Source organism: Bradyrhizobium aeschynomenes, from assembly GCF_013178945.1.
Taxonomy (GTDB): Bacteria; Pseudomonadota; Alphaproteobacteria; order Rhizobiales; family Xanthobacteraceae; genus Bradyrhizobium; species Bradyrhizobium aeschynomenes.
Genome location: NZ_JABFDM010000012.1, coordinates 130,698 through 153,042 on the forward strand (window position 1 = coordinate 130,698; position 22,345 = coordinate 153,042).

Here is a 22,345-nt window from a genome sequence, read left to right on the forward strand (position 1 = left end):
AGTCGCAACGATGGACGCCCCTTGGAAACCACGCTCTACCTTCCCGTCAAACGCTTCCTCGAAAACCTCGGCTTCACGGCCAAGGGGGAAGTCGGCGGCTGTGACGTGGTCGCGCTGAAGGGTGAGGACCCGCCGATCGTGGTCATCTGTGAGCTGAAGCAGGCCTTCAACCTGGAACTGCTGCTGCAGGCGGTCGACCGCGCCGGCGCCTGTGACGAGGTGTGGATCGCCGCCCGATTGTCGGTGCGGGGCAAGGGCCGCGAGAGCGACACGCGCTATCGAAATCTGTGCCGACGGCTCGGTTTCGGCATGCTGGCGGTGACTTCCAACGGCCAGGTCGAAGTCCTGGTCCCGCCGCCAACCACTGCGCCCCGCAAGAACCCCAAGAAGCGATCGCGCCTGGTGATCGAGCATCAGCGCCGCAAGGGCGACCCTGTCACCGGCGGCTCGACCCGGACACCTCTCATGACGGCCTACCGGCAGCAGGCGCTGGCCTGCGCCTCGGCGCTCTCGGACGGCCCGAAACGCGTCCGCGAGCTGCGAGCGGACATTCCTGATGCACCGAAGATCCTTCAGCGCAATGTCTACGGCTGGTTCGACCGCGCCGAACGCGGCGTCTACGCCCTCACCAAAGCCGGGCACGCGGCCTTGCGCCGCTGGCCCCAGGATATCCACATGACGGCGGCAGCGTTGCCCGATCGCGACATGGTGAACGCATAGCTGGGCTGCCGCGCAGATTTCATATTGCAATGCAACAAAGCTGCTTCTAGGTATCCCCGACGATTCACGAGGCCTCCCATGAGCGAAGATTGGAACACCAAGTACGGTCCGCGTCGCGTCAGGCGTGATCCCCCGACTCTGGAGGAGGCGATCTTCGCGGCGTCCGGCATCACCGATGATGTCCAGGCCCAGGCTGAGATCGCATCAGCTCTGATGGGGCTGCCGCTCGAGCAGGTGCTGCCGGAGGTCAAGAAGGCGGTCCGGGTTGCCGCGCGCACCAATACGCGGGTCATCACGGCTGATCAGGGCACGCAGCAGCGCGCCGTCGTGGTCGAGCGCCGCACCGTACGCCGCTTCAATTTCGACAAGCGCACCGGCACCTGACCGTTGCGGCGCGCCACTGGATAGCCGCCCGCCGCAGCTAGCAACGACTTCCACGACAAAAGCGCGACAGCGAAATCGCCGTCGCGCTTTTGTCATTTGCAAGCGTTGTCGTCGACGAGCCGCTCCTGATCAAGCGGCGCGCTTGTCCCCGTACATCCGGGTCACGAGCTTCCAGCAAGCCCGGTTCAAATTGAAGAATGCACGCGCGGCTGCGATCGGCGCGTCGATCACGAGCTTGGCGAATTCATCCTGGGGCTGCTCGGTGAGATCAATCGTGCCGGTCGACTCGCCATGCCGGAACGCCAGATGCGCACCGAACTTGAAGGCGAGCGCACGCATGGCGTGGTTCTGCGAACCCGTGGTTACCCGCAGCTTGCGATAACCCTTCCAGCGCGCTTCCGAGATCACACGCTGGAACAGCAGGCTGCCGACGCCACGGCGCCGCACGCAGGACTCGACGCTGAACGCGATCTCCGGAAGCCCGTCCTCGGACTGCTCCGGCGGATGCAACTCTGCCGCGCCGCGCACCATGCCGTTTTCCATGTAGGCGACGACGATCGTGCCGTCAGCCGCACACCGGGCCGCGTAGCGTTCGATGAAACTGTCATCGAGAAAACCGTTGAACCGATCATGCCGGCTCTCAGGATCGAGCCGCAGCAGATGATCGCGCAGCAGCGGCAGTTCTTCATGCTGGCTGAGCGTCCGCACATAGCCGAAGCCCGGCCGGGGACGAAAAGTATCTACCTGTGTCACTGCCAAAGACTCCTCTCCGAAGCCCTCCGCGTACAGACGTCTTTCCCTAGACAGCAGCTATATTGTGCATCGCAACATTCATTGCAAGCCCCGTGCTCTACGGAGAGAACATGCGGCCATGCACGGGTCGCGTGAGTTAATGATTTGTTCGTATACGAATGGTCACAGCACCAGCTGAGTCTGGCTGACGATCGCCACCAGCCTACCGTCGTCGGTCTCGATACGGGTCTGCCAGACCTGGGTGCGGCGGCCACGATGCACCGGCGTCGCAATGGCCGTCACCACGCTCCCCTCCTTGGCGCCGCCGATGAAGTTGGTCTTGCTTTCGATCGTCGTGGTGCCCTTGGCATCCTCGGGCAGATTGATCACGGTCGCAGCGGCGCCGACCGAATCGGCGAGAGCCATGATCGCACCGCCATGGATGGTGTGATGTAGCGTGCAGAGATCCGGCCGGACCAGCATCTGCGCCACCACGCGCTCAGCGCTGGCCTCGGTGAAGGTGACACCCTTCAACTCGGCGAACGGCATCTTCAGAGAATTGATTCTTTCGAGCGGCGTCATGCCGTTCCCTCCTGCGACCGGACCACACGTCTTTCGCGTGCCTGCACCTGATCTGAATGCATCGAGCTTCGAATCGAAGGCAATGACCCGAGAGGTCATTGCCTTCGCGGGTCACAAAGTCAGGACGTCTCGACGCCGCACCATTCGGCAATGAACAGCGCCATGGCCTTGGTCACCTGACGCAGCGAGTCGATCTCGACATATTCATTGAAGCCGTGCATCGCCGCACCGGTGGCGCCGAAGCAGAGGCTCGGGATGTTGTAGTTCAGCCCATAGAAGCGCGTGTCGGTCAGCGCCGTGAAGACGAGATCCTGCACCTCACCGCCATAGACGGCGGCGAATGCCTTGCCGAACGCCGCCTCGGGCTCGGCCGAATTGGTTAGTTCGTAACCTTCCGACAGGAAGCCGGACCATTCGACCACCGGCGGATTGTTCGAGAGGAAGCGGTGATCGCGCGAGGCTGCGGCGATGCAGGCGAGGATCTCGTTCTGGCAATCCTTGATCGACCAGCCGGGCAGGATCGCAATCCGGCAATCGACGTCGCACCAGGCCGGTACGCTCGAGGCCCAGTCGCCGCCTCTGATGATGCCCGGATTGAAGTTGATCGGATGCGTGAGCGTCTTGAAGTGACGGTCGCTCTTGGCGCGCTCGTTCCACTCCGCTTCGAGCTTCTCCAGCGCATGAATGAGGTGATAGGTCGCCTGGATCGCATTGGCGCCGACGCCGGCCTCGAAGACATGCGCGGGGAAGCCGCGCACCTTCAGGCGGAACCAGATCACGCCGACCTGCGAGCGAACCATCTTGCCGTTGGTCGGCTCCGGAATGAAGCAGGCGTCGGCGCGGTAGCCGCGCTGCAAGGTCGAGAGCGCACCGACCCCGGTGCTCTCCTCCTCGATCACGGACTGGACGTGAATGCGTGCGGTCGGCCTGAAGCCTGCGGCCTTGATGGCGTCGAGCGCATACAGCGCGCCGATCGTCCCGGACTTCATGTCGCAGGCGCCGCGACCATACATCCGACCGTCGCGGATGACCGGCGAGAATGGCGGTGTCTCCCACATGTCGAGCGGACCGGCGGGCACGACGTCGCAATGCCCCTGCAGGATCAGCGAGCGCCCCGCCGTGGTCGTCGGCCGATACGTTCCGACGACACTGCGCCCCTTCGAGAAATCATGCTCGATCGGGCCGTAGCCCCGCATGTCCTTCAGATCATCGAGATCGATGTGCCAATCGTCGACCTCGTAGCCGCGGGCGCGCAGGAGATCACCGAACATGTCCTGGCATGGCCCTTCGGCGCCGCGCGTCGAGGGGATCGCGACGAAGTCGCTGGTTGTGGCGAGCTGCCGGTCGAAGCCGGCATCGACGGCGTCGACGATCCGCTGCGTAATGTCCTTGGTGATCATGCCTGTTCAGGTTCCAAATTGCTGACGATCCCAACAAACCATACTTCGCAGCACTGTTGCACCGGATTTGCCACTGCTTTCAGAATCGCAAGCCTCCCCGTACACTGGCGCATACGAAAAACGACAAAACATATTCTGGAATTTCACATGTCGGATCATCGCAACGTTCTTTATTTCCTGCTCGGCATTCTCACCGCGGCCATCGTCGTGCTCGGTTATAATTTCTACCAGGCCAAGAAGCAGCCCGACGGATTTCAGATCAATGTCGGGCCGAACGGTGTGAAGATCGAGGGAAAGTGATGCGTCTTGTCCATATGTCGCGGCGGTGTCGTGCCGCGCAGTCTCTTGCCGGCCTCGGCCTCGTGCTGCTGCTGCTCGCCACGCCGGCGCAGGCGCAATATGTCGGGCGCGAACAGGACGTGATCGACCTCCGGCTCGGCCAGCGCGTGCTGGTCGATGACGGCACCTGCCCCGCCGGTCAGGTCAAGGAGGTCTCCGGCTCCCGGATGGCCGAAACCGGCATTGTCCGCACCACGAAATGCGTGCCCCGCTTCGGGCCGAAGAAGAAGTAGCAGCGCATTCCGGCCGGACGTCGCCAAAACGACCGGCGTGACCTGACGCACAGAGCCTCATCGTCGCATCGCCCATGCTCCCGCCGGTGCACAATCGCGGGGACTGATCATGTCGATGTCACTGGTACAGGATCACGGCTTCTTCGAGCCGGCAGACCGGCCGCAGCCGGTCAAGGCCGATTTCAGCCGCTATGCCCTGCTCGGCTATCTGTCGATCGCGCTGGTGTTCGGCGGCTTCGGCGTATGGGCCGCCTACGCGCCGCTCGACCGCGCGGCGATCGCGCCGGGCACGGTGTCGGTCTCCGGCGATCACAAGGTCGTCCAGCACCGCGAGGGCGGGATCGTCAGGGAGATCCTGGCCAAGGAGACCCACGCCGTGCATCGCGGCGACCTGCTGTTCCGGCTGCAGCCGACCGAGGCGCAGGCCAACACGGACCTGCTGCGCAAGCAGATGGACGCCGCCTTGGCCGAGGAGGCGCGCCTGCTGGCGGAGCGCGGCAATGCGAGGATGATCTCCTTCCCCGACAGCCTGCTCCGTCGGCAGCACGTGCCTGAAGCAGCCCTCGTCATCGCCGACCAGCAGCGCCTTTTCATCGAGCGGCGCAATGGCCTGATCAGCCAGATCAACATCCTGAACTCGCAGATCGCCCAGCAGCAGCAGGAGCTCGCCGGACGCGACCGCCAGCGCGCCGCGCTCGTCGCCCAACGCGCGAGCTTCGAGACCCAGATGAACAACGTGCGGCCGGCGGTCGCCGGCGGCTACTATCCGCGCAACAAGTTCCTCGAGCTGGAACGGGAACGCGCCCGCGTCGAAGGCGACCTCGGCCAGGCGCAGGCGGACGTGGCGCGTCTGACCCAGACGGCGGCGCAAACGCGCCTGCAGATCGACCAGACCATGCAGAAGTACCTTGCCGAGGTCGGCCAGCAGCTCGACGGCACCCGCGCCAAGCTGTCCGACCTGCGCGAGAAGCTCGTCATCGCCGAGGACGTGCTGCGCCGTGTCGACATTCGCGCCGAGCGCGACGGCATCGTCATGAACATGAAGGTCCACACCGTCGGCGCCGTCGTAAAGCCCGGCGACACGCTCGCCGAGATCGTCCCGGTCGGCGAAGGCGTCGACGTGATGGCGCACGTCTCTCCGCGCGACATCGAGAGCGTCGCCATAGGCCAGAAGGCCGAGGTGCGCTTCCCCAACTTCTCCTCGCGCACGACGCCTGCGATCTTTGGCAAGGTGCAGAGCGTCTCGGCGGACGCGATGAACGACGAGGCGACCAAGCAGAGCTACTACTCGGCACGCGTCGTGATCGACTATTCGACCATTCCGCCCGACATCGCCGACAAGATCCTGCCGGGCATGCAGGCCGACGTGATCATCTCCACGGGCGAGCGCACCGTGCTCGAATATCTCGTGGGACCGCTGCTCAACACGCTTGCCAAGACGTTCCGCGAGAAATGATGCGGCGGCACCTAGACCGGCGCGTCCGGTGCAGCGCGCGCGACGGGAGCGACGTCGCGCGCACGGAGCACGCCGACGGCATCGAGATCCCCGCCCTGCTCGGCATCGGCGAGCGTCTCTTGAGCCAGCCCGGCCACGTCGTGCAGGCCTGCAGCTCTTGCCGCGTGCCCGGACAGCGCCAGCTGCCAGCCTTTGCGCTGCGCCAACGCAGCCAGGCGCGCCGGCACGTCGGTCACGGTTCCCAGCACCGCCACTCGCGTCATCCGTCCCAACGCCAACCGTCCGACGACCACCTCGCCGACATGGACACCGATTGCGAGCTCGACGGGACGACCGATCTCGGCGGCAATCTTTTCATTGACCCGGTCCATGGCGAGATCGATCGCGCCAATCGCCTGCAGCGCATCACGGCAGCCTTGATCCGGCCCGCGCTGCTCGCCGAACACGGCAAGCACGCCGTCACCAAGGAAGCGATCGATCCGCCCGGCATTGGCTTCGATGGCTCCGGACACGGCGCCGAAGATCTCGTTCATCATGAAGACGAGATCGGAAGCGAGGCGATCGCCCGCGATGGTCGCGAAGGCGCGAACGCGGATCTGGACGAGACAGACGGCGCGGCGCTCGCCTTGAGCGTCAGCCTGTTCGTTCACCTGCATCAGTGCTCCAGGGCCATCCACCAGGGGCGCGATGGTGAGCGGCGTCGCCGGGCGAATCTGGCAGGCCAGCCGTACATGCTCCGGGGCGCTCGAGCCCGTGAGCACGGCGCGCTCCTCATGACCCGGCGGCGGCAGCGTCTCTGCACCCTCCAGCACACGAACACGGCACAGGCCGCAACGGGCGCGGCCGCCGCATTCGGACCGATCGGAGAGACGGTTGCTCCTGATGATCTCGAGCAGCGTGGGACCGATGGCGGCCTGCACCGTCGCACCATTTGGAAAAGTGACGGCAACCTTTGGCGCCGCGAGCAGCGCAATGTGGCGGAAGACGACGATCGTCGCGCCCGCCACGAGCAGCGCGGCAACAGCGATCCGCGCCGACAACTGCAACAGATTGATCCACTTGCTATCGAGCTCACTCGGCCAATGCGTCACCTGCCGCATCCGGTCCGCCATGGCGGGATCGCTCAACAGCCCGGCGACCGCCCGCCCCGACACCACGAAGCCCATCAGCGCCGCCATCGGGACGGCGACGGCGAGCACGACCAACGCCGGCTGCGCCAAGCGATACCAGCGCCGGAACTTCAGCCAATGATGCAGGCCGAGACAGCCATGGACCCACACGAGCAGCAGCAGCGTCGTCTGGATCCACGCCGCACGCGGCCAGATCAGCGCAAGCGCGTAGAGGTAGTTGTCCTGAACACCGAACAAGGCATGGGCGACATGGGTCTCGACGATGTGCGGCAACAGCAGCAGCGGGATCGCCAATCCTGTGACGAGCTGAATCAGCTCCCACGCCGGCAGCCGCCAGCTGCTGCGCTGGATCGTCTTTGCCACCGCAAGCACGGCATGCGCCAGCAACGCTGCCAGCAGCACGATCATCCCGGGCCAAGACCGCGTCAGCACAAGCCGCCACTCCTGCACCTCGTCCATCGCCTCGAGACTGAACAGACCCACCGCGTGATTGAGAAAATGCGTGGCGGCGAATGCGAACAGGATGAGCCCCGACAGGAGGCGAATGTTTTGGGTCGTCAAAGTGCGCATGTCATGACTGGCGAAAAGGCAGAGCTCGAGATCAAGCGGGCGTGTCACTGCGGTAGCGGCTGAGACCGGTCAACTCAAGCACCGGCAGAGCCGTTTCGACCTATGTGAGGTCAGTCACGGTCGCCGATTCCGCAATGGACGAACCTCCCCGAGCGCCATCGTGAGGGGACCTGCCATGACGACCACCATCGCCCGAAGCCCGCTGGGAGCCGCGCTCCGCGCCTGCTTCCCCGCGCTCACCGCGACCTTCGTGCTCAGCCTCTTCATCAATGCGAGCATGCTCGCCTCGCCGCTCTACTCCATGCAGGTCTACGACCGCGTGCTCACCAGCCGCAATCTCGGCACGCTGGTGATGCTGACCCTGATCGTCGGCGTTTTCCTGGTGCTGTACGGGATCCTCGAATTCGCCCGCTCCGGCGTCTTGGCGCGCGCCGGCGTGCAGTTCGAAGGCACGCTGCGCCACCCGCTGTTCGAGACGATGATGAAGGCCGAGCTGTCGCCGCGGCACCGTTTCGGCCAGCAGATCATCCGCGACGCCGAGACGATCCGCGACTGCATCTCCAGCGGCACCGCCGCGATCGCCTGCGACCTGCCGTGGACGCCGGTGTTCGTCGCGCTGTGCTTCCTGCAGCACGCTTATCTCGGCGTCCTTTCGCTGCTCGGCGCCATCGTGCTGTTCTCGCTGGCGCTGTTCACCGAGTTCTACACGCGCGCCAGTGTCGAGCGCACCAATGCGCTGGCGAACGAGGCCTCGCGCTTCGTCGCGGCGGCCTTGCGCAACGGTGAAGTCGTGCGCGGCCTCGGCATGGGCGACATCGTGATGGATCGCTGGAGCTGCCGGCAGTCGGCGATGGTCGATGCCCACAGCACGCTGGTCGAGCGTGGCGCGGCGATGCACTCCGTGACCAAATTCGCGCGCATGGCGGTGCAGACCTCGCTGCTCTGCATCGGCGCTTGGCTCGCCATCGAGCAGCAGATCTCGCCCGGCGCAATGATGGCGACGTCGATCATCATGGGCCGCGCGCTGGCGCCGGTCGAGCAGGTCGTCGGCCAGTGGAAGCGCATCGTCGCCTTCCGCTCTGCCTATCGGCGCCTCGAGGAACTGTTCCATGCCCTCCCCGTCACGGCAGCCCCCACGGCCCTGCCGACGCCGCGCGGCGACATCGACGTCGAGAACGCCGTGGTGTGGCCGCCGGCCGCGGGACGTCCCTCCGTCAAGGGCGTCAGCTTCTCGCTCAAGGCCGGCGAGAGCCTCGCGATCGTCGGCGCCTCCGCCAGCGGCAAGTCGAGCATGGCCCGGGCGATGGCCGGCGTCTGGCCGCTCCGCGAAGGCGTGATCCGCATCGACGGCGCCGCCTACAGCCAGTGGGACCAGAACCGGCTCGGCAAGCATATCGGCTACCTGCCGCAGGACATCGAGCTGTTCGCAGGCACGGTGGCAGACAACATCGCCCGTCTCGCCAAGGTGGACGAGGCTGCGGTCGTGGCCGCAGCCAAGGCCGCGGGCGCTCATGAGGTGATTCTGCGCCTGCCCAACGGCTACGACACCCCGATCGGAGAAGGCGGCGTGGCGCTGTCGGGCGGCATGCGCCAGCGCGTCGGCTTGGCCCGCGCGCTGTATGGCAATCCGCGGCTGCTGATCCTCGACGAGCCGAACTCCAACCTCGACGAGGACGGCGAGCGGGCGCTGGCTCATGCGATGGCCCAGGCCAAGGCCGCCGGCCGGACCGTGATCGTCGTCACGCACCGTCCGCAGCTTCTGGCGCATGTTGACCGCATCATGGTGATGGCCTTCGGCAAGACGCTGGCATGCGGCCCGCGCGACGAGGTGATCGCCAAGATGCGCGGCCAGCGCGTCGTCGTCGCCCACGACCGGGCGACGGCCAGCGCCGCGGCCTGAACCAAGCGCAAACAGATCGCACACCGCAAGGAGCCCGCCATGACCCAGCATATGTCGCCTTCCAGGATCATTCAGCTGACGCTCACAGCCGCCGTCCTGTTGCCGATCACAGCCTTCGCGGAAACACCGATGACCGCACGGCAGATGCTGGCTCACGCACAGAGCCAGGCCGTGAATGTCCCTGATGAAGTCAAGAAGCCCGAGCCGGACAAGAACGACAGGATGAGCGGCGAAGCCGTCGTGACGCCCACGGGTGCCAGCGCCGTCGCGCGCCCGCTTCCAGTGATTGAACCGCCGGCACCGATCTCGCCGCAACCGACGACGCTCTCCGCCCTGACGGTGCCGGTCGCAAGGCCCGAGCCAGCGTCGCCGCAGACCCGCACCAACTCACTCACGGCCGCCGCACCGTCGGTCGATCCGGTGAAGGCGCATGCCGCGCCCGCAACGCCGTCGGTCGCGACCGCGGCCGGCAGCACCCCCAGCGTGGCCCCGACTACGCCGCCCGTTGCAGCCGCGGCCTCTCCGGCAGCGGCCCCTGCGGTTGGCCCCGCCGCAGCGACAGCACAGCCCAGCGTGCCAACCACGATTGCCGCACCGACCCAGGAGGTTCAAGCGGTGGCGCCTTTGTCATCATCAGCGGCGAGACCCGCCGATGCGCGCCGTCCGTCGAAGGCCGCCGCCCCCCCTTCTCGCATCGTCCACAAATCGTCGCCGAGATCGTCGCTCCGCAACGATGATGCGGCGATCGGCACCCGGATCTCGAACATCATGCGACGGCCCGAGGTGCAGGCGCTGATGTCGCAATATGGCCTGGAGTGACGACCGCGCGGTGCGGTATGCCGTCGAGGGTCAGCGCTCGGCGCGCATCAGCCGGCCGGATCGAACATGCACTGCAGGGCAGGCTTGGCAATTCTGGTGAAGGTCGGTCCGATCTCGGACTGCTTCGGCACGGGCACCCAATCGGCCTCGATCGTCGGCACGCCGGTCTCACTGATGCCGCGCAGCAGGGCCTCGCGCAAGTCGGCATCCTCGACGACAGCAGCCGCATGGTCATGCAGGCAGGAGCAGACGGCTTCGGGGTGCGCCCAGCGTCCGAGCATGCGAGGCGCGCATTGCCGGACGAACTCGCCGCGCAGGTCGGGCAATCGGGTTGCCGGCCGCGCATCGGCGGATGACCAGGAGAGGCAGGACAGGACGGCAAGCGCCGCAGCACCTAGTCGAAGAAGCATGGTGGACCGCTGGTCTCGTTGTGTTGTCATGTCATCTGCGTCGGGCCGGATGACACGATCGGGATGGCAGCGCTGCCCGCTCTCACTTCATAATCGTTTCACGTTTCATCGCGTCTGCGGGACAAGCAGAAAACGGTTTCGTGGCCCCACTGCATTGTTTCATGCCGTCCGCCTGACGACACAAACCACAACCAGAACGCGAGAATATACCAACGTCAAGCAAGGCGGGACGATTTCAGCGTTCCCCATCGGACTGGCTGCGCCGTGGGCGGTCGATTCCCACCGATGGAGAGCTTCTTAAGGCCCGTCCTGTAAGCGTGCTGCCAGGGAGGCCCATTTCAGCAAGCCGGCGGCGCATGCGTTGGGGACGTCGTTGCTCCCTCAGGACCCGCATGGACAAGAACAGCACGCACATCCCCACGCCGATATCGCCAAAGCGCAGCCCTACCGCGCCCATGGCGCAACAGCGGGCAGAAAACGACGCCGGTTCGACGCCGCAGGGCCTGCTTCGGCTGGTCGGCTGCCACGACCCTGCCAAGCGCAAATTGCCTGGCAAGCCCGCGGGCAACCGCCCATTGCTCGGCAAATCCCTTATTGAATGAAGTCACCGCACTTCTGAACTTCGCCGTCGTCCGCCTTGCCCCAGGGCATGACCGGGACCGACGACGTCGAGTTCTTCGGCGAGCCCTCGATCAGCCTGTCCGAATAGACCATGTAGACGAGCACATTGCGCTTGGCATCGCAGCCACGCACGATCTGCATCTTCTTGAAGAACAGCGATCGGCGCTGCCGGAACATGTCATCCGCCTGATCGAGCTTGCGCTTGAAGCGGATCGGACCGATCTGCCGGCAGGCGAGCGAGATGTCCGAGACTTCCTCTGCCAGGCCGAGCCAGCCGGCATAGCCTCCCTTCTGCGGGACAGTGAAATGGCAGGCGACGCCCTCGACCTCAGGATCATCAACACCATAGGTCGCGAGCTTGTCATTCGGACTCAGCAGCTTGAACACTGTCGACCGACGGAAGATCAGATCCGGCTCATCCGCGGCGGAGGCTGACACCACGGGCGAAGACAGTCCGATAAGCAATAGGAAAGCTAGGGTTTTCAGCCACAGGTCAAACCGCTTGGTGGCTCTGAACGACATGTCGGTCTCCGTTATACCGCCGATGGCTCGGCATACCGCCCATGTAGGAACACAAATGCCTGCAAGGAAGGCACTCCACGCCTCCATCTCTCCAATGCGCGTTTAACGCGATGTGAGGCTTTTCTGCTACGATTGGAACGAAACTCACGGCGGGCAGAAGCCCCAAGCTGGTGAACGCAGAGTCCGTCTGCGACACTAAAGACCAGATGGTTCTTGAGGATTTGCCGGAATGCTCTGCGTTCGTGCAGCCGCCAGGGGGCGGTTTTATTGTGCCGCAATCGTTTCAGTCCCGCTTGTTCTAGCAGCGACATCTCAGGCTGACGCAGCGTCCTATTACTACTGGAACGATTCGCGGCCGGTCACCATCGCTCCGCCCGCGTTCCCGGCCATGCCCCGCAAGCCCAAAGTGCGCCACGGTCAGAAGCCGGTGACGATCGAGAAGGAGGCCGCCAAGCCGCAGGGGCCGATCACGATCGCGGTGTCGATCAGCAAGCAGCAGCTCAAGGTCTACGACGCCAACGGCCTGTTCGCGGAGGCTCCGGTCTCCACCGGCATGAAGGGACACTCCACGCCGATGGGCGTGTTCAGCGTGATCCAGAAGCAGAAATTTCACCGGTCGAACATCTATAGCGGCGCGCCGATGCCGTTCATGCAGCGGATCACCTGGTCGGGTGTCGCGCTCCATGCCGGTGTGCTTCCGGGCTATCCGGCCTCGCATGGCTGCATCCGCATGCCCGCGAGCTTCGCACCCCGGATCTATGGCTGGACGCGGATGGGATCGCGCGTCCTGGTGACGCCGGGCGAAGTGGCTCCGGCCAGTTTCTCGCATCCGCTGCTTGCCGCGCTGAAGGCGCCGCAGCCAAGCGCCTCGGTTCAGCCCGACGCCAATGCACCAGCTGCTACCAAGTCGGACAAAGGCGCCGCGGTGACGCCGGCGATCACGGTCGCAACGATCGACCTTCGCGCCACGATCGGCCATGGCGAGGTCGGCCGCTCCGCTGAAGCGATACCGGTTCAGCGCCAGATGCGCACCGCCGATGCCAGCAACGCGAGCCGACTGCCGGGCGTGGCCTCTGACGCCGCGCCGAGCGCCGATCCGGCGCGACCGGACTTGGCCGATGTGAAGGCCAGCGTCGCCGAAACGACGACCGCCGACGCATCGAGCGCCGAGGCCAAGCCCGCCGATGCTGCGCCGGCACTGGCGAGCCAGCCGGCCGACAACGCGCAGGCGGCGGCACCTGAAAAGACGACGGAAGCGCCGGGCAAACTGGAAGCGACCGGCTCGACCGATCTCAAGCCGGTCGATGCCAAAGCCGCAGACTCCAACCCTGCAGACTCCAAGGCCGCTGGCACCAAAGCTGCTGACACCAAACCATCCGCCCCAGAGATCGCGGACCAGCCTGCGGTGCCGCCGACGACAACCGCCGATGCGCCAGCCAAGCCGCTCGACGCGCAGGAGCCCTCCAAGGATCCGTCCCGTGTTGTCGCCGCACCGGACAAGCCGATCGCGCCCAAGCCCGAGCTGAAGCGCAACAGCCAGGTCGCCATCTTCATCAGCCGCAAGGATTCCAAGCTGTACGTTCGGCAGAACTTCGCGCCGGTGTTCAATACCCAGGTCACCATCGCCTCGAGCGACAAGCCGCTCGGCACGCACGTGTTCACGGCAACGGCCGACAAGGCCGATCCGGCGACCATGCATTGGTCGGTCATCTCGCTTCCTGCCTCAGCACGCGCCGCAGCAGCATCGGAGGCCACCAACAAGGTAGCCAGGCGCGGCAAGAAGTCAGCGGAGACCCACGCCGAGTCGAAGCCCGCCATTCTGTTGAGCAGTCCAGCCGAAGCGCTGGATCGCATCACCATCCCGGCGGATGTCATGGCGTGGCTCGGCGAGGCCCTGTCGACCGGCAGTTCGCTGATCGTCTCGGATCAAGGCATCAACCAAGGCGAAACCGGCGAGGGTACGGAGTTCATTCTTTCGCTGCGCTGACGACCGACGAGGTCCCTTTTTCCGCCCCAGCCTAAGGGTATCCCCTTGCTGGAACGCAGTCTGATCCAACGGACAGCCGTCGCCGTTCCAAGACCGGCTGGCGAACGTGGGTGCCTGCGTGCTTTTCGGGGCTGGCTCTGCACAGGGAGATTCTCATGATCGATCGCAGGATGGTTGTTCTCGGCCTCGGCGCGTCATTGTCGAGCTTGGCGCTGACGTCGTACGGCGCCCGCGCCGACAGCACGGCGAGCAAGACCACAGCCTACCGCTTCTCCTTCCCGGCGCTGTCCGGCGAGCCGATTCGCCTGGCCGATTTCGCGGGCAAGCCGGTCATGGTCGTGAACACGGCCTCGCAATGCGGCTACACCCCGCAATACAGCGGCCTGCAGCAGCTCTGGGGCGAGTTCCACGAGCGCGGGCTGTCGATCATCGCCGTGCCCTCCAACGACTTCCACCAGGAGCCCGGAATCGCTGGCGATATCGCCGATCTCGCCAACAAGCAATACGGCGTTACCTTCCCGATGACCGCCAAAGCGGTGGTCACCGGATCCAATGCTCACCCGTTCTACCGCTGGGCGGCGGAGGCGCGTCCCAAGGACACCCCCCGCTGGAACTTCCATAAATACCTGATCGGGCGCGACGGCTATATCGCCGACGTCTTTGCCTCCTCGGTCGAGCCCACCGACACCCGGGTGAAGACGGCGGTGGCTCGGATGCTCGCCAACGGCTGAGCAACACTCGGCAAGAATGCGGCGGAAGCTGACAACTTCCCCGTGCTTTTGCCTCGTTTCCTTTTGGCGCCGATCCGGCGGCTGGGCTAGTATCCTTGCCCGGATGGTGGAGCGACTCCTGGCATTTGCGCTCCCGCAACAACCCCGAGGAAACACGAGATGCGGATTGCGGCTGGATTGGTGTTCGCAAGCTCTTTGGCAGCTTCGCTGTTGACGTCTGGCGCGGCCTGGTCGCAGGCCCAGCGCACGGCGGCGGCCGCCGCCCCCGCGCCGGCCGCGGCTCAGCCGGCGGCGGCTCAGACCCAGCCGCCGCGCGCGCCCTGCATGAATCCGGAGGCGCTGGGCGTCGGCCGCACCGTCGAGATCGACACGACCGGCGGCCCGGGCTTCGGCTTCGAGCACTTCAAGGACCTCGACTTCCTGAAGGATCACGAGGTCGTTCTGACCTTCGACGACGGCCCGTGGCCGGAGAACACCCCCGGCGTGCTCAAGGCGCTGGCCGACCAGTGCACCACCGGCATCTTCTTCATCATCGGCAAGCACGCGACCTATTATCCGGAGATCCTCAAGCAGGTGTACAATGCCGGCCATACCGTGGGCACGCACACCTGGTCGCACGCCGCGCTGACCAACAAGAAGCTGACAGACGACCAGCGCAAGGAAGAGATCGAGCTCGGCATCAGCGCCGTGAAATGGGCGCTCGGCGGCAACTCGCCCGCACCGTTCTTCCGCTTTCCGGCGCTGCAGCACCCGCCGGAGATGGTGACCTATCTCGGCAGCCGCAACATCGGCATCTTCTCCTGCGACCTCGACTCGTTCGACTTCAAGGCGCGCAATGCGCAGGCGGTGATCGACGTCACCTTCAAGAAGCTCGACAAGCTCGGCAAGGGCATCATCCTGATGCACGACTTCCACAAGCACACGGCCGAAGCTCTGCCCGAGCTGCTCCGCCGCCTGAAGGCCGGCGGCTACAAGGTGGTCGCGATGCGGGCAAAGGCGCCGGTGCAGTCGCTTCCCAACTATGACGAGCAGCTCGGCAAGGTCGCGAAGCTTCCGACAGTGAGCCAAAGGCCGGTCTCGAGCGTTGTGACGACAGTGTCCGAATGACCGAGGATCCGTTTCGTCAGTGACCAAGCTTCGTCTCGAGGGTTATGTGATCGTGTCGGCCGACGGAATGTTGGCCGACGCCCACAATGTGATGCCGGCAGCGCTCAAATTCCCCGGCGACGCGATGTTCTTCTCCGATGCGCTCGACAGTGCCGATCTGATCGTGCACGGCCGCAACTCCTATGAAGACCAGCCGAACTCGCCGAAGCGCCGGCGGCTGGTCGTGACCCGCTCGGTGGCGGGGCTCGCGCCGGACACCGAGAAGCCACTGTCGACCCTGTGGAACCCGGCCGGCGCCTCGTTCGAGGCCGCCTGCGCGGCTGCCGGGGTCACGACGGGCACCGTGGCCATCATCGGCGGGCCGGTCGTGTTCGACATGTTCATGGACCGCTACGACACCTTTTTCCTGTCGCTCGCGCCTCACGTTTCTCTGCCCGGCGGCGCCCCCTGCTTCACGGAGATCGGTCCAGGCCGTTCGCCGCAGCAGGTGCTGACGGCCCACGGTTTTGCGCCCGCCAATCAGCTGATGCTCGATCCCGCCCACGACGTCTGCGTCACCGCCTGGAAGCGCGCCGCCTGAGGCGAACTGCTAGATGTCGCCATAGGCGCTCTGCTCGGGCGCCTTCGGCCCCCTGCCGTAGCCGAAGATCATGAACAATGCGCCGATGATCGAGAGATTCTTCAGAGCATCGATCAGGGTCTTGGCGTTATCGGGCGCGGCCTGATTCCAGAAATCGTGGAAGTAGAAGATCGTCAGTCCGACGAACACGATCATCAGAGCAGCGAAGAACCGCCCGAGAAAGTTGATCGCGATCATGGCGCCCGCGAAGACTTCAAAGGCGCCGGCCGCGATCGCCAGGATCTGCGGCATCGGCATCTTCGCGGCGGCCTCGAGCTGCGCCGCGTAGGGCGCGAGCAAGGTGGGGATCGTGACCTTGGCCGCGATGATGTCGGCGGTCGCCTGAATACCGAACAGCTTGGTCGCGCCCGTGTAGATGAAGATCACGGCAAACAGAACGCGCCCGAACGTAATGAAACCCGGCATTCCAGCCCTCACGATCAACTTCAAACCATGTGTCGCCGGCCCGTCAGGCCGGATATGTGACGTCGCGAACGCTTTTCAACAATAAAGGCGGGCGGAATACGACCGAAACCGGACGAATTCCGCCACACTTCGATCACGCCAACAAGGTTATGCGAACAGCGTCGGCTGCGCCCTCCCCGCCCGCTCCTGGGCCTCGACGGCGGCCACCGCCGTCATGTTGAGGATGCCGCGCGCCGTGACAGAGGGTGTCAGGATATGCGCCGGCCTGGCAGGGCCGATCAGGATCGGACCGACCGGAACTGCATCCGCCAGCACCTTGATCATCTGATAGGCGACGTTGGCGGCATCGAGGTTCGGCATGATCAGCACGTTCGCCGAGCCTTCGAGATCGGAATGCGGCAGGATCGCCTTGCGCGCGGTCGCCGACAGCGCGGTATCGCCCTGCATCTCGCCGTCGGCCTCGAGGTCCGGGCGATGCTGCTTCAGCAGCGCCGTCGCCTGCCGCATCTTGCGCGAGGACGCCGTGTCATAGCCGCCGAAATCGGAGTGCGAGACGAAGGCGATCTTCGGCTTGATGTTGAAGCGCGTGACGTGATTGGCCGCGAGCGACGCCATCTCGGCGAGCTCTTCCGCGGTCGGATCGGGCCGCACCTGGGTGTCGCCGATGAAATAGGCGCCCTTGCTGGTGATGGTGAGCGCCAGCGCCGCGTAGTCGCTGACCCCCGGCATGAAGCCGATGATCTCGCGCACGTGGCGCAGATGGCTCATGTAGCGGCCCTCGACGCCGCAGATCATCGCATCCGCCTCGCCCCTGACAACCGCGAGCGCCGCGATGACGGTGGCGTTGGTGCGAACCACCGTGCGCGCCGCATCCGGCGTCACGCCACGACGGCCGGCGATCTCGATGTAGCTCTGCACATAGGAGCGGTAGCGCGGATCGTCCTCGGGGTTGACGAGGTCGAAGTCGCGTCCGGCCTTGATCGACAGGCCGAAGCGCTTGATGCGGGCCTCGACGACGCTCGGGCGTCCGACCAGGATCGGCCGCGCCAGCTTTTCCTCGAGCACCACCTGGGTGGCGCGCAGTACGCGTTCGTCCTCGCCCTCGGCATAGATCACGCGCACCGGCTGCGCCTTCGCCTTGGCAAACACAGGCTTCATCACGAGGCCGGAGCGGAACGCAAAGCGTTCGAGCAGCGCGGTGTATTCGTCGAAATTGGTGATCGGCCGGGTCGCGACGCCCGACTCCATCGCGGCCTTCGCCACCGCCGGCGCGATGCGCAGGATCAGGCGCGGATCGAAGGGCGACGGGATCAGCGAGCCCGGGCCGAAGCCCTGCGTCTCGCCGGTGTCGAAGCCGCGCGACACCGCGTCCGACGGCGGGTCCTGCGCGAGCTGCGCGATCGCGTCGACCGCGGCCTGCTTCATCGCCTCGTTGATCGCGGTGGCGCCGACGTCGAGCGCGCCGCGGAAGATGAACGGGAAGCACAGCACGTTGTTGACCTGGTTCGGGAAGTCCGAACGCCCCGTGCAGATCATCGCGTCGGGCCGCGCCGCGCGCGCCTCCTCCGGCATGATCTCCGGGTTGGGATTGGCGAGCGCCATGATCAGCGGCTTCTCGGCCATCTGCTTCAGGAGCTCCTGCTTCAGCACGCCGCCGGCGGAAAGGCCCAAGAAGATGTCGGCGCCGCCGATCACGTCGGCCAAGGTCCGTTTGTCGGTCTTCTGCGCATAGACCGCCTTCCAGGGATCCATCAGCGTGTTGCGGCCCTCGTGCACGACGCCGTCGATGTCGCAGACCCAGATGTTCTCGCGTTTCGCGCCCATCGACACCAGCAGATTGAGGCAGGCGATGGCGGCGGCGCCCGCGCCCGACGTCACGATCTTGACCTCGGACAGCTGCTTGCCGGCCAGCGACAGCGCGTTCTTGATCGCGGCGCCGACGATGATCGCGGTGCCGTGCTGGTCGTCATGGAAGACCGGGATCTTCATCCGCTCCTTGAGCCGCGCCTCGATCTCGAAGCACTCCGGCCCCTTAATGTCCTCGAGGTTGATGCCACCGAAGGTCGGCTCCAACGCCGCCACCGTCTCGACCACGCGGTCGATGGTGTCGGCGGCGATCTCGATGTCGAACACGTCGATGCCGGCGAACTTCTTGAACAGAACCGCCTTGCCTTCCATGACCGGCTTGGATGCCAGTGGGCCGATATTGCCGAGACCGAGCACGGCGGTGCCGTTGGAAACCACGGCGACGAGATTGGCGCGCGCCGTCAGCGTCGCCGCTTCGGCCGGGTTGTTGGCGATCTCGGTGCACGCAGCCGCCACGCCCGGCGAATAGGCAAGCGCGAGGTCGCGCTGGTTGGCGAGCGGCTTGGAGGCCTGGATCTCCAGCTTGCCGGGCCGCGGCAGGCGGTGATAGGCCAGGGCTGCGGAACGAAGATCTTCAGAAAAGGACGACGACATACGTGCTCCAGCGTTTCCGACCCGGATTTTTGGTCTCTTGAATTTCGTTCAGACGTCGGTTTTTCCGGCCGGTGGAAGCGCATGTGATGCACGTTGGACGGCTTTCATGCAACATCCGAAACCATGTTCGTCGGCATCCCGGGCCAGCGATTCCTTAATTCGCAGAAGCACATCCCTACTCCATCGATTTCCCTGAGACCATCACCCCTCTGCTGCCTAAGCGTTGGGCGGAGCATATCGAATGAAACGTGTCGTCATCACAGTCCTCGTAGCGGTAGCCCTGGGCGCCGCCGGCTTCATCGGCGTCCCCTGGTACGCCCAGGCGCGCGCCGAGCGCGAGGTCGAGGCCAATTTCGCCCAGATCCGCCAGAACGGCGCCACCGCCAGCCACGGCAAGGTCGCCTTCGACCTGTGGTCGCGCAAGTTGACGATTGCCGACGTCAAGCTGGAATCCGCCAGCCAGCCGCCGGCCAGCGTGACCTTCGGCAGCATCGTCGCCACCGGGCTGAACCAGCCTGACAGCGAGCATGTCACGGCATCCAGCATCGAGATCAATGACGTCACGATGGCCGGCAGTCTGGCCGGCGCGGCGCCGATGCGGCTCAGCTACAAGCTGCCGCAGCTGCTGGTGAAGGACTATGCCGGCCCGGCGCGGTTCGCCGCGATCCCCTCCGGCGCCAGCATGCTCGACACCTACCGGGCACTCGCCCAGCAGTTCGTGACGATCAGCGCAGCGTCGATCTCCGTGCCGCGCACCACGGGCACCATGGACGGCGGCCCCTCGGCCGGCCCGGCCGAATTCGCCTATTCCGGGCTCACTTTCGAGACCATCAAGGCCGGCCGCATCGCCAGCTACAAGCTCGACGAGGTCACCTTCACGATGACCCCGCAGCAGCCGGGCGGCAAGGCCGACAAGATGCAGGGCCGGATGGCCGGCATCGTCCACCAGGACATGGACGCCAATGCGATCCTGGCCGTGCTCAGTCCCGACGCCGCCAAGGACGACAGGACCTATCGCATCAACGGCAAGTTCACGATGGGCGCCTACGAGATCACCACGGACTCCGGCCTGAAGATGCGCATGGAGAGCGCCAGCGCCGACGAGTTCAGCGTGCGGCCCTCCCGGCTGCAGCTGCCCGCTCTGTTCGCCATCCTGCCGGCCTCGCCGGCCGCCCAGCCGACGCCCGAGCAGGCGCGCGAGCTGATGGACCGGGTTGCCGGCATCTATGAGGGCATGGCCGTCAAGAATGCCGAGCTCCGCGGCCTTGCGATCGAGACGCCGCAAGGGCCCGCCAAGCTGGCCGCGTTCCGCCTCGACCTCCGGGACGGCAAAGGCGACATCGCCGTCGAGGGGTTTGACGGCCGTGGGCCGAACGGGCCGATCAAGCTCGGCCGCTTCGCGCTGAAGAGCTTCGATCTCGCCGGCCTGATGCATTTCGCCGCCAAATATTCCGCCGCCGGCGCCAAGCCGGCCCCGGCCGATGCGGCCGAGATGCTCAAGCTGCTCGCCGGCGTCGAGCTGAAGGCGCTGACGACACCCTACAAGTCCGGCGACAAGCCGGTGCAGATCGACACGATCAGCCTCGATTGGGGCCAATATGTCGGCCCGATCCCGACGCAGGCCCGGCTGGTCGCCAAGATGGCCGGGCCACTCGATCCCTCCAACCCGGCATTCCTGCCGCTGCTGGTCGCCGGCATCGACACTGCCGCGCTCGATGCAGATCTCGGCCTTGGCTGGACCGAGAGCGCCGGCACCTTCGCGTTGTCGCCGTTCAAGCTCGAGGTCAGCAATCTGGTCGGTGCATCCGCCAACGTCTCGCTGGCGCGCGTGCCGCGCGACGTGTTCACGGTCGATCTGCAGCAGGCGACGACGGCGGCGGCGCAGATCGAGGCGGCCGGGATCGAACTGACGTTGCGCGATCTCGGCGCCGTCGACGTGTTCGTCGCCAACTATGCGCGGACGCATGCGATTCCGCGTGACGCCGCGCGCAAGGCGCTGGTCGACAGCATCAAGGCGATCGGCGCCCAGTTCGCCGCTGACAATGCCGATGTCGCCGCCGCGGTCGAAGCCCTCAGCCGCTTCGTCGAGAAGCCGCGCCAGACGTTCTCGCTGAAGCTCTCGCCGCGCGCCAAGGTGCCAGCCATGCAGCTCGCCCAGCTCATCGCCATCGATCCGCCGAGTGCGCTGGCGCAGTTCAAGATCGAGGCGCAGACGGCGCCGTAAGACTGACGCCGATCGGAGCAGCGCGCTGAAGCAGGACGTGAGTCCACGTCTCTCTCCACGCGTCATTCCGGGGCGCGCGCAGCGCGAGCCCGGAATCCATACTCCGGGACGGTGATTGGTGAAGGAGGTCAAGCGAGCAGACATCCCGATCCTCTCGACCGGTCGTGGTTATGGATTCCGGGCTCGCGCTGCGCGCGCCCCGGAATGACGGGCGGAGAGAGCGTGCCATCAGGCGGCAACGTTGCACGCGGAGGGATCGCGCTCGCTGATCAAGACGCACGGTTGGCACCTCGCCGTCAGCACACACGTCCACGATCCCGCGGCTGAAACGCCCGAGTTGGTCCGGTTCGTTCCGCCCTCGCTTAGCGAAGAGGGCGCAGGGAATGCCGGGTGCTGGCCGCAACCCATGGCCCGCCTGCGAAGAAAAATGCAGGCGGCAGGTACCACAGGTTCAGCCGGTCATCCGGCATTCCCTGCGCGGTGGGCTTGTCGGCTGCTTCGCGCTCTCCCTGGTGCACCGGGCTTGTTGGCCACCATGCGCAACAATGCGCTTGCTGCGCATTGCGCGGGACACCAGCGTCGGGGTGTCGAGACCACGCGACTTGACCGCCTGCAATCCGCCGTTCGTCCACACGCCATCAGCGCGTTGCGACAGACTGCAGCCACCGCCTCCCCACCTCACGTCTCGTGACGACCGCGAACCGTCCCTCTTCATCGAGGCGGGATGCGCAAGAAGATGCAGGTGATCTGCCCGACGGCGCAAGCGGAAACAGTGCGGCAAACTAACACGACGGGCAGTTGGCGCATGGCGGAGATGCGGAAATTGCCCGTCGGGCAGACACGCGGAGGAGAGCGACGAACGACGACGCTGCTGTCTAAGTCGAACCGACTATGCGGATCGGACATCCGGTCTGATCGGTTCTCTCGATCCAGCCGGTCCCGATCCAACGGAAGCGACTTGCCCCGGGGACTT

General features: G+C 65.6%; 21 protein-coding genes. 13 read left to right on the forward strand and 8 right to left on the reverse strand.

The window, feature by feature from the left end; translation table 11 throughout:
• Nucleotides 1-21: 21 nt before the first annotated feature.
• Nucleotides 22-720, forward strand: a complete 699-nt coding sequence (locus HL666_RS28100) for a DUF2161 domain-containing phosphodiesterase (RefSeq protein ID WP_172109526.1) — start codon at nucleotides 22-24, stop codon at nucleotides 718-720.
• A 78-nt stretch (nucleotides 721-798) separates the two neighbouring features.
• Complete coding sequence (locus tag HL666_RS28105; RefSeq protein ID WP_172109527.1) at nucleotides 799-1,104, forward strand: hypothetical protein; 306 nt, start codon at nucleotides 799-801, stop codon at nucleotides 1,102-1,104.
• A gap of 129 nt (nucleotides 1,105-1,233) precedes the next feature.
• Here HL666_RS28105 and HL666_RS28110 read toward each other — a convergent pair whose 3' ends face one another.
• From HL666_RS28110 to HL666_RS28120, 3 genes are all read right to left on the reverse strand, one after another.
• Nucleotides 1,234-1,857, reverse strand: a complete 624-nt coding sequence (locus HL666_RS28110; protein ID WP_172109829.1) for a GNAT family N-acetyltransferase — start codon at nucleotides 1,855-1,857, stop codon at nucleotides 1,234-1,236.
• A 162-nt stretch (nucleotides 1,858-2,019) separates the two neighbouring features.
• Nucleotides 2,020-2,418 (reverse strand): PaaI family thioesterase, encoded by a 399-nt coding sequence (locus tag HL666_RS28115; RefSeq protein WP_172184758.1) that lies wholly within the window; start codon nucleotides 2,416-2,418, stop codon nucleotides 2,020-2,022.
• 119 nt (nucleotides 2,419-2,537) lie between these two features.
• Complete coding sequence (locus tag HL666_RS28120; RefSeq protein ID WP_172184759.1) at nucleotides 2,538-3,818, reverse strand: ArgE/DapE family deacylase; 1,281 nt, start codon at nucleotides 3,816-3,818, stop codon at nucleotides 2,538-2,540.
• 147 nt (nucleotides 3,819-3,965) lie between these two features.
• On the opposite strand from HL666_RS28120, the gene HL666_RS28125 reads away from it, so the two are divergent.
• The 3 genes from HL666_RS28125 to HL666_RS28135 all read left to right on the forward strand — a co-directional run bounded on the left by HL666_RS28125 (nucleotide 3,966) and on the right by HL666_RS28135 (nucleotide 5,846).
• Nucleotides 3,966-4,118 carry a hypothetical protein gene (locus HL666_RS28125; RefSeq protein ID WP_172184760.1) on the forward strand — a complete coding sequence of 51 codons (153 nt, stop codon included), beginning with the start codon at nucleotides 3,966-3,968 and terminating at the stop codon, nucleotides 4,116-4,118.
• A complete protein-coding gene (locus HL666_RS28130) occupies nucleotides 4,118-4,390 on the forward strand; it encodes a DUF6719 family protein (protein ID WP_246741637.1) in 273 nt (90 codons plus the stop codon). The genes HL666_RS28125 and HL666_RS28130 overlap by 1 nt, the downstream gene beginning before the upstream one ends.
• Before the next feature lie 109 nt (nucleotides 4,391-4,499).
• Nucleotides 4,500-5,846: an HlyD family type I secretion periplasmic adaptor subunit gene (locus HL666_RS28135; RefSeq protein ID WP_172109531.1), complete on the forward strand. Its 1,347-nt coding sequence runs from the start codon at nucleotides 4,500-4,502 to the stop codon at nucleotides 5,844-5,846.
• 11 nt (nucleotides 5,847-5,857) lie between these two features.
• Here the strand turns inward: HL666_RS28135 and HL666_RS28140 are convergent, their stop codons facing one another.
• Entirely contained in the window at nucleotides 5,858-7,546 is a 1,689-nt protein-coding gene (locus HL666_RS28140; protein WP_172184761.1) for an adenylate/guanylate cyclase domain-containing protein, read from the reverse strand.
• A 175-nt stretch (nucleotides 7,547-7,721) separates the two neighbouring features.
• Here HL666_RS28140 and HL666_RS28145 point away from each other — a divergent pair, with 175 nt between their 5' ends.
• On the forward strand, nucleotides 7,722-9,446 hold the full coding sequence (locus HL666_RS28145; protein WP_172184762.1) for a type I secretion system permease/ATPase: 1,725 nt from the start codon (nucleotides 7,722-7,724) through the stop codon (nucleotides 9,444-9,446).
• A 39-nt stretch (nucleotides 9,447-9,485) separates the two neighbouring features.
• Nucleotides 9,486-10,265: a hypothetical protein gene (locus HL666_RS28150; protein WP_172184763.1), complete on the forward strand. Its 780-nt coding sequence runs from the start codon at nucleotides 9,486-9,488 to the stop codon at nucleotides 10,263-10,265.
• Between the two features lie 47 nt (nucleotides 10,266-10,312).
• Here HL666_RS28150 and HL666_RS28155 read toward each other — a convergent pair whose 3' ends face one another.
• Nucleotides 10,313-10,675 carry a hypothetical protein gene (locus HL666_RS28155; protein WP_172109535.1) on the reverse strand — a complete coding sequence of 121 codons (363 nt, stop codon included), beginning with the start codon at nucleotides 10,673-10,675 and terminating at the stop codon, nucleotides 10,313-10,315.
• A 392-nt stretch (nucleotides 10,676-11,067) separates the two neighbouring features.
• Here HL666_RS28155 and HL666_RS28160 point away from each other — a divergent pair, with 392 nt between their 5' ends.
• Nucleotides 11,068-11,277, forward strand: a complete 210-nt coding sequence (locus HL666_RS28160; protein WP_172109536.1) for a hypothetical protein — start codon at nucleotides 11,068-11,070, stop codon at nucleotides 11,275-11,277.
• Here HL666_RS28160 and HL666_RS28165 read toward each other — a convergent pair.
• The gene (locus HL666_RS28165; RefSeq protein WP_172109831.1) at nucleotides 11,267-11,818 is read right to left on the reverse strand and encodes a CreA family protein; all 552 of its coding nucleotides are present in this window, start codon (nucleotides 11,816-11,818) and stop codon (nucleotides 11,267-11,269) included. The genes HL666_RS28160 and HL666_RS28165 overlap by 11 nt on opposite strands.
• A gap of 229 nt (nucleotides 11,819-12,047) precedes the next feature.
• On the opposite strand from HL666_RS28165, the gene HL666_RS28170 reads away from it, so the two are divergent.
• The 4 genes from HL666_RS28170 to HL666_RS28185 all read left to right on the forward strand — a co-directional run bounded on the left by HL666_RS28170 (nucleotide 12,048) and on the right by HL666_RS28185 (nucleotide 16,223).
• On the forward strand, nucleotides 12,048-13,805 hold the full coding sequence (locus HL666_RS28170) for a L,D-transpeptidase (protein ID WP_172109537.1): 1,758 nt from the start codon (nucleotides 12,048-12,050) through the stop codon (nucleotides 13,803-13,805).
• Nucleotides 13,806-13,960: 155 nt separating this feature from the next.
• The gene (locus HL666_RS28175) at nucleotides 13,961-14,536 is read left to right on the forward strand and encodes a glutathione peroxidase (protein WP_172109538.1); all 576 of its coding nucleotides are present in this window, start codon (nucleotides 13,961-13,963) and stop codon (nucleotides 14,534-14,536) included.
• Nucleotides 14,537-14,695: 159 nt separating this feature from the next.
• The gene (locus tag HL666_RS28180) at nucleotides 14,696-15,643 is read left to right on the forward strand and encodes a polysaccharide deacetylase family protein (RefSeq protein ID WP_172132102.1); all 948 of its coding nucleotides are present in this window, start codon (nucleotides 14,696-14,698) and stop codon (nucleotides 15,641-15,643) included.
• 19 nt (nucleotides 15,644-15,662) lie between these two features.
• Entirely contained in the window at nucleotides 15,663-16,223 is a 561-nt protein-coding gene (locus HL666_RS28185) for a dihydrofolate reductase family protein (protein ID WP_172184764.1), read from the forward strand.
• A gap of 9 nt (nucleotides 16,224-16,232) precedes the next feature.
• Here HL666_RS28185 and HL666_RS28190 read toward each other — a convergent pair whose 3' ends face one another.
• Both HL666_RS28190 and HL666_RS28195 read right to left on the reverse strand, forming a co-directional pair.
• On the reverse strand, nucleotides 16,233-16,688 hold the full coding sequence (locus tag HL666_RS28190) for a DoxX family protein (RefSeq protein WP_172109541.1): 456 nt from the start codon (nucleotides 16,686-16,688) through the stop codon (nucleotides 16,233-16,235).
• A gap of 147 nt (nucleotides 16,689-16,835) precedes the next feature.
• On the reverse strand, nucleotides 16,836-19,148 hold the full coding sequence (locus HL666_RS28195) for an NADP-dependent malic enzyme (RefSeq protein ID WP_172109542.1): 2,313 nt from the start codon (nucleotides 19,146-19,148) through the stop codon (nucleotides 16,836-16,838).
• A 241-nt stretch (nucleotides 19,149-19,389) separates the two neighbouring features.
• Here HL666_RS28195 and HL666_RS28200 point away from each other — a divergent pair, with 241 nt between their 5' ends.
• Complete coding sequence (locus HL666_RS28200; RefSeq protein ID WP_172184765.1) at nucleotides 19,390-21,372, forward strand: aq_1923 C-terminal domain; 1,983 nt, start codon at nucleotides 19,390-19,392, stop codon at nucleotides 21,370-21,372.
• Nucleotides 21,373-22,345: the final 973 nt, after the last annotated feature.